Origin of the sequence: Micromonospora sp. M51 (genome assembly GCF_018070305.1) — a bacterium.
Classification (GTDB): Bacteria; Actinomycetota; Actinomycetes; order Mycobacteriales; family Micromonosporaceae; genus Micromonospora; species Micromonospora parva.
In genome coordinates, this window is sequence record NZ_JAGPXZ010000308.1 from 1 (window position 1) to 6,681 (window position 6,681).

The window sequence follows — 6,681 nt, forward strand, 5'->3', positions numbered from 1 at the left end:
GCCCTCGTTGCCGCTCCGGTCGCCCCGATCTGCGGGTTTGCCCTCGATCGAGGGACATCGTTTGACTTGGGCGCCAAGCACATCTTTGATAGTCAATGTGTCTGTTCGGCGTGGTCGGGCGCCTGGTCGCCTGGGTGGGCCGGTCGATGCCCTGACCCTGGAGGCCTGATGCGAGTCATCGCGTGGAGAACCCCGAGCCGCCCACGACGGCGGCTGTTGCCGGTGGCGATGGCGGCGGTAACGCTGCTGAACCTGGCCGTTGGTGTGCCGGCGGCCGCCGCGGCGCCGTCGACCGTCGTCGGTGTGGCCAGCGGTCGGTGCCTGGACGTGGTCGGCAACGTCAGAACAGCCGGGGCCGGCATCAACATCTACGACTGCAATGGTCAGGCCAACCAGGCGTGGACCTTCACCTCAAGCGGCGAGCTGCGGGTCTACGACGAGACGATGTGCCTGGACGTCGTCGGCCAGGACACCACCGCACCGGCCGCGCTGCAGATCAACAGCTGCACCGGAGGGGCCAACCAACGCTGGCGGATCAACACCTCCGGGACCATCGTCGGCGTCCAGTCCGGCCTGTGCCTGGACGTGACCGGCGCGGGCACCGCCAACAGCACCACCGTCGGCCTCTGGACCTGCAACGGCCAGTCCAACCAGCGGTGGACGACGTCTCTCGGCAGCGCCGACGCCCAGCCGCCGACGGCGCCAGGCAGCCCACGGGTGAGCGGCCTGACCTGCAACTCGGTGACGTTCGCCTGGAACGCCTCGACGGACAACGTCGCGGTGGCCTTCTACGACGTCTACCACGACGGCCAGCTGATGACGTCGGTGAGTGGCACGACGCTCTCCACCAATCTGACGGTGGTCGCCGGGGCGACCTGGGGCCTGTACGTCAACGCCCGCGATGCCGCCGGCAACGTGTCGCAGGCCAGTGCCACGGTGTCGATCACTCCGCCGCCCTGTCAGGCCGACAGCCAGCCGCCGACGGCGCCGCAACAGCTCACCGGCACCGCGTCGGGCACCACGGTGACGCTGCGCTGGACAGCGTCGACCGACAACATCGGGGTTCGGGCGTACGACATCTACCGGGCTGGCGTGAAGGTGGGAACGGTCACCGGCACGCCGCCGGCGACCACGTTCACCGACAGTGGTCTGACGGCGAACACCTCCTACCAGTACTACGTGGTTGCTCGGGACGCACAGGACAACGCCTCGTCGCGTAGCGGCACCGCTACGGTGACCACCGGTGCGGCGTGCGCCAACCCGGTGTGCGGGGTGCGGCAGGTCAGCACCGACACCGACATCCCGTGGGGTCTGGTGACGTTGCCGGACGGCAGCGTCCTCTACAACCGGCGCGACGCGCACGACATCATCCAGCTCAACCCGACCACCGGGGCCAAGACCAACCTGGGCACGGTGCCGAACGTGCAGAGCACCGACGGTGAGGGTGGCCTGCTAGGGCTCGCCATCTCGGCCAGCTACTCCAGCGACCGTTGGCTGTACATCATGCACACCTCGCCGAGCGACAACCGCATCGTCCGGATCAGGTTGGAGAACGGGCGCCTCAACACCGCGAGCGAGCAGGTGCTCCTCACCGGTATTCGGCGTAACAAGTACCACAACGGTGGTCGGCTGCGGTTCGGCCCGGACGGCAAGCTGTACGCCAGCACCGGCGACGCACAGAACGGCAACTACGCCCAGGACCGGTCCAGCCTCGAAGGCAAGATCCTGCGGCTCAACCCGGACGGCACCGTTCCCTCGGACAACCCGTTCGGCAACTATGTGTGGAGCTACGGCCACCGCAACCCCCAGGGGCTGGCGTTCGACTCGCAGGGCCGGCTGTGGGAGCAGGAGTTCGGCAACTCGATCATGGACGAGACCAACCTGATCACCAAGGGCGGGAACTACGGCTGGCCGGCGTGTGAGGGCACCAGTGGCTCCTGCGGTACGGCCGGGTTCATCGCACCGGCGCGCACCTACCCGACTGCCGAAGGGTCCTGCTCCGGCATCACGATCGTGCGCGACGCGCTCTACGTGGCCTGTGCCCGAGGTGCTCGGATGTACCGCGCGGTGATCAGCGGCAGCAACCTGACGAACGTGCAGACGTACTTCAGCGGTACCTACGGTCGGTTGCGGACGGTGGAGCCGGCCCCCGACGGGGGACTGTGGCTGACCACCACCAACGTCGGTGACAAGGACAGCACCCCGAACAACAGCAACGAGAAGATCATGCACGTCACGCTGGGCGGCTAGGTTCGACGGCTCCGCAGACGCGATCGTGGTGCACCGAGCGACATCGGTCAGGTGATGTGGCGGAAGAGCGCCATACCACTGAGGCATGCATATGCCTCAGTGGTATGGCCGCCGTAACCGAAACTGCCCCGGACGCCCCCCGAAAACCGCGCTGGCCGGCTGCCCTCAGCCGCTGCTCAGGAGCACGAGTTGCTGCGTGGCCCGGGTCATCGCGACGTACCTGTCGACGGCCCCTTCGATGCCGGCGCCGAACGTCTCCGGGTCGATGAGAACGACCAGGTCGAACTCCAGCCCCTTGGCCTGCTCCGGGCTCAGTGACCGGACCCGGTCCGTGGGCGGGAAGGTCGGGTCACCGATGACGCAGGCGATCCCCTCGGCGTGCGCGGCGAGCCAGCTGTCGAGGATCGACAGCAGGTCGGCGACGGACCCGTGGACGACGGGCAGCCCGTTGCCCCGGATGGAGGTCGGCACGTTCGCGTCCGGGAGCACGGCCCGGATGACCGGCTCGGCCTGCGCCATGACCTCCGCCGGGGTGCGGTAGTTGACGTTCAGCGAGGTCACCGTGATCCGGTCGAACCCGACCCGCTTGAGGCGTTCCTGCCACGACTCGGTGAACCCGTGCCGGGCCTGGGCGCGGTCGCCCACGATGGTGAAGCTGCGCGACGGGCACCGCGCCAGCAGCATCTGCCACTGGGCGTCGGTCAGCTCCTGTGCCTCGTCGACGACGATGTGCGCGAACGGGCCGGCCAGCAGGTCCGGTTCAGCGTCCGGCAGGCCGGAGTCGTCGACCAGGACCTCGCGCAGGTCGGGTTGGCGCAGCATCGTCAGCAGGCCCTCGCCGTCGTCGTAGGTGTCGGCGGCGAGCAGTTCGTCGACGACCCGGGCCATGTGGTCGCGTTCGACGGCTGCCGCCGGGTCGTGCCGACGGGTGCGCCCCGACCTCTCCGCGTCACCGAGCCGCTGCCGTGCCGCGTCCAGCAGCGGCAGGTCGGACACGGTCCACGCCCGGGGTTCGTCGCGTTGCAGCTTGCGGACCTCCGCCGGGCTGAGCCACGGCGCGCACGTGCGCAGGTACGCGGGAACCGACCACAGATCACTCACGAGATCGGCCGCGTCGAGCAGCGGCCAGGCGCGGTTGACGATCGCCCGCAGGTCCCGGTTGCGCAGCAGCGAGTCGCGCAGCACGTCGTCCGGTTCGTCGCCGTCGTACCTGTCGGTGAGGATGGCGAGCAGTTCCTCCCAGATCTCTTCGCGCGCCTCGTTGTGCGGGGTGCCCAGGCCCGGCGCCCGGAACGCGTCGACCCAGTCGTCGGCGCTCAGCCGGAGGTCGGAGTCGCCGACAGTGATCGTCATCGGGGTGACCGGCGGGTCCTCGTAGAACCGGACGGCCGCGTCGATCGCCCGGACCAGCTCGGCCGAGGACTTCAGCCGGGCCACCTCCGGGTCGGCCTCGACGGTCGCCGTCGCCCCCTCGGGGACCAGGTCGCGCAGCGTGCAGGTCTGCACGTCCTCCTCACCCAGGCTGGGCAGGACGTCGCCGACGTACGCCAGGTAGGGCTGGTGCGGCCCGACGAAGAGCACCCCACCCCGGCGCTGACCGAGGCGCGGGTCGGAGTAGAGCAGGTACGCGGTCCGGTGCAGGGCCACGACGGTCTTCCCGGTGCCCGGACCGCCGTCGACCACGAGGGCCCCGGCCGACCCGGCCCGGATGATGGCGTCCTGGTCGGCCTGGATCGTGCTGAGCACGTCACGCATCCGGGCCGATCGGGCGCTGCCCAGGCTCGCGATGAACGCGGACTGGTCGTCGAGCGCGGCGGCGTGCCCCACCAACCCGTCCGGGGTGAACACCTCGTCCCAGTAGTCACTGATCCGGCCGCGGGTCCAGCGGTACCGGCGGCGGCTCGCCAGGCCCATCGGGTTGGCGTGGGTCGCGCCGAAGAACGGCTCGGCGGCGGGTGAGCGCCAGTCGAGCAGCAGACGTCGACCGGTGCTGTCGGTGAGGCCGCGACGTCCGACATAGACCGGCTCGGGACTGTCCGCCTCGACCAGGTGACCGAGGCACAGGTCCAGCCCGTAGCGGCTCAGTGAGCGCAGACGGGCGGTCAGCCGACGAACCTCCTCGTCCCGGTCGACGGCCTGGCGGCCCTTGCCGCCGGGTGCCCGGCGCGCGGCGTCCAGGCGGTCGGACAGCTCGGCGGTCAGCTGCGCGAGGTTCCGCGCCATGGCCGCGAAGTGCCGCTCGTCCTGGGCGATGAGCGCCGGGTCGGCCTTGGGGGCGAGGTGACCGGGTAGTGCGAACACGGAGGTAGGCAAGGAATTCATGTCATGACGTCCATTTCGGCAGATTCAAGCCTCGGCCGACGATTCTGCGTCATAAACGGGGTCTTGCCGCAAGCCCCCCAGTACGCTATAAGTTAGAAGTGGCGGGAGACCAGGGGTCTCCCGTTTTTCGTTGCCGACCGACGCGCAGTGCCGTCACGGGGCGTCGACGACCTCGCGGCCGAGCGGCCAGAACGCGGCCGGAACGAGCTTGAAGTTGGCGATGCCGAACGGAATCCCGATGATCGTGACGCAGAGGGCGATGCCGGCGAGGATGTGGGAGAGCGCGAGCCACCACCCGGCCAGCACCACCCACAGGATGTTCGCCAGGCCGGAGCCGACGCCCGCGCCCGGCTTGGGCACCAGGGTGCGTCCGAAGGGCCACAACGAGTAGACCGCGAGGCGCAGCGACGCGACGCCGAACGGGATGGTGATGACCAGGACGAAGCAGATCAGCGCGGCGATGCCGTAGCCGGCCGCCAGCACGATGCCACCGCCGAAGACGAGCCACAGCACATTCAGTACGAATCGAATCACCACTCCAGCATGAAGCATGCTCACCACCCGGGCGCCCGGTAAGGTACCCGCAACCCTTGCACGGCGTGCGGTAGCCCGGTTCTGCGAAGCTCAGGAGGATCGTGTGTCGTCCGATGACGGTTGGCTGCTCGACACCCCGATCGCACACCGCGGGCTGACCGGCCACAATCGACCGGCGAACTCCCTCGCGGCGTTCGAGGCGGCCGCCGACGCCGGCTACGCCTGCGAACTGGACGTGCAGCTCACCCGCGCGGGCGAACTCGTCGTCGTCCACGACTACGACCTGGCGACCCTCACCGGTGCGGAGATCGCCACCGCGGAGTTGACCCCGGCCGACCGGCAGCGACTCCGGTTGCAGGGCACCGACCAGCGCATCCCCACGCTGTCGGAGGTGCTGGAACGGGTCGCCGGACGGGTGCCCCTGCTGATCGAGCTGAAACGGCCGGCGCTCACCCTCAACTTCGATCTCGTCGAGGAGGTGCTGCGGCAGACGGCCGACTATCCCGGGCGGTACGCTGTCGAATCCTTCGATCCGCTGCTCGTGGCGGCGCTGCGGGTCGCGGTGCGCAAACTGCCGCCGCGCCAGCGGGTGCCGGTGGGGCGCATCGGCGGGCTACTGCGTACCGCCGGGCCACTGACCCGGATGGTGGGTCGCAGCATGGTCAGCAATCTGGTCACCCGACCCGATTTCCTGGCCTACGAGGTGGACGCATTTCCTTCCGGTCTGACGGCGTGGTGGCGTCGACGTGGTGTTCCGGTGATTGCCTGGCCGGTCGCATCACCGGAACGGGAGATGTTTGCCCGTCAATACTCCGACAACATCGTATTCTCGGGCTATAGACCGTCGCATGGGCAGCGTCTAGCATCGTGACGTGTCTGTTGACCAAGGACAGAGCGGGTTGCTCGCCGAGTCGCAGAACGGGCCCCCCGGCGATCCGTTGCAGGTCTACCGCGCGTTGGCGGAAGACAGCATCAACAAGCTCAGGGACCAATACGACTGGCGGGCCAAATGGCACCGTCGACTGTTCCGATTCACCGGCATCCTGGTCATCGTCATCAGTGCGTCACTGCCGCTGCTCGCCGGCTTCAGCTACCCCGGTAAGAACCTGGTAATAGCGGTGTCGGGTGTGGTCATCGCCGTGGCCACCGCGTTACGCACCTTTTATCAGTGGGATCAGATGTGGGCGCTGCTGCGACGTACCCATTTCGCACTCATCGAGGCGAGCAACCACTGGCGGCTCGCGTTCGGTCGCGCCGAGGCAACAGCTGATCCGGCCGAGCGGGAGCAGCGCGCCTACGCGGCGACAGAGGAACTGCTGGCGAAGATCGAAAGCATTCGCGGTGCCGAGACGGAGAAGTTCTTCAGCTCGTTGGCCTTCCCGGATGAATCCGCGCTGACGGGCAAGCCCTTCGGTCCCTGACCACGGCTCGGTGAAACACCTGATACGACATCCAGGGCCAACCGGGGGACGTACCCGGAGGTCGCCAGGCGTCGGCGGTCACATGATGGCTGGCATGAAACGCGCAGCGCTCTTCGTGATCGCCGGACCGGTCGGCATCGCCACCGACGGCCTG

At 68.7% G+C, this 6,681-nt stretch carries 5 protein-coding genes; 3 read left to right on the forward strand and 2 right to left on the reverse strand.

Annotated features, from left to right (window positions below):
• Positions 1 to 168: 168 nt before the first annotated feature.
• Positions 169 to 2,250, forward strand: a complete 2,082-nt coding sequence (locus tag KBX53_RS17550; protein ID WP_210860409.1) for a PQQ-dependent sugar dehydrogenase — start codon at positions 169 to 171, stop codon at positions 2,248 to 2,250.
• Positions 2,251 to 2,415: 165 nt separating this feature from the next.
• Here KBX53_RS17550 and helR read toward each other — a convergent pair whose 3' ends face one another.
• Positions 2,416 to 4,572 (reverse strand): RNA polymerase recycling motor ATPase HelR, encoded by a 2,157-nt coding sequence (gene helR, locus KBX53_RS17555; protein WP_030330473.1) that lies wholly within the window; start codon positions 4,570 to 4,572, stop codon positions 2,416 to 2,418.
• A 153-nt stretch (positions 4,573 to 4,725) separates the two neighbouring features.
• Positions 4,726 to 5,106: a YccF domain-containing protein gene (locus tag KBX53_RS17560; RefSeq protein WP_208648924.1), complete on the reverse strand. Its 381-nt coding sequence runs from the start codon at positions 5,104 to 5,106 to the stop codon at positions 4,726 to 4,728.
• Between the two features lie 16 nt (positions 5,107 to 5,122).
• Here KBX53_RS17560 and KBX53_RS17565 point away from each other — a divergent pair, with 16 nt between their 5' ends.
• Both KBX53_RS17565 and KBX53_RS17570 read left to right on the forward strand, forming a co-directional pair.
• Positions 5,123 to 5,977, forward strand: coding sequence for a glycerophosphodiester phosphodiesterase family protein (locus KBX53_RS17565; protein WP_210860412.1), 855 nt, complete (start codon positions 5,123 to 5,125; stop codon positions 5,975 to 5,977).
• 1 nt (position 5,978) lies between these two features.
• Positions 5,979 to 6,527, forward strand: a complete 549-nt coding sequence (locus tag KBX53_RS17570; RefSeq protein ID WP_210860414.1) for a DUF4231 domain-containing protein — start codon at positions 5,979 to 5,981, stop codon at positions 6,525 to 6,527.
• The last annotated feature ends 154 nt before the right edge of the window (positions 6,528 to 6,681 follow it).

Bases quoted from the DNA above. Each gene is read 5' to 3' on its own strand.
- helR (WP_030330473.1), bottom strand. From the start codon at position 4,572: ATGAATTCCTTGCCTACCTCCGTGTTCGCACTACCCGGTCACCTCGCC.
- KBX53_RS17565 (WP_210860412.1), top strand. From the start codon at position 5,123: ATGCTCACCACCCGGGCGCCCGGTAAGGTACCCGCAACCCTTGCACGG.
- KBX53_RS17550 (WP_210860409.1), top strand. From the start codon at position 169: ATGCGAGTCATCGCGTGGAGAACCCCGAGCCGCCCACGACGGCGGCTG.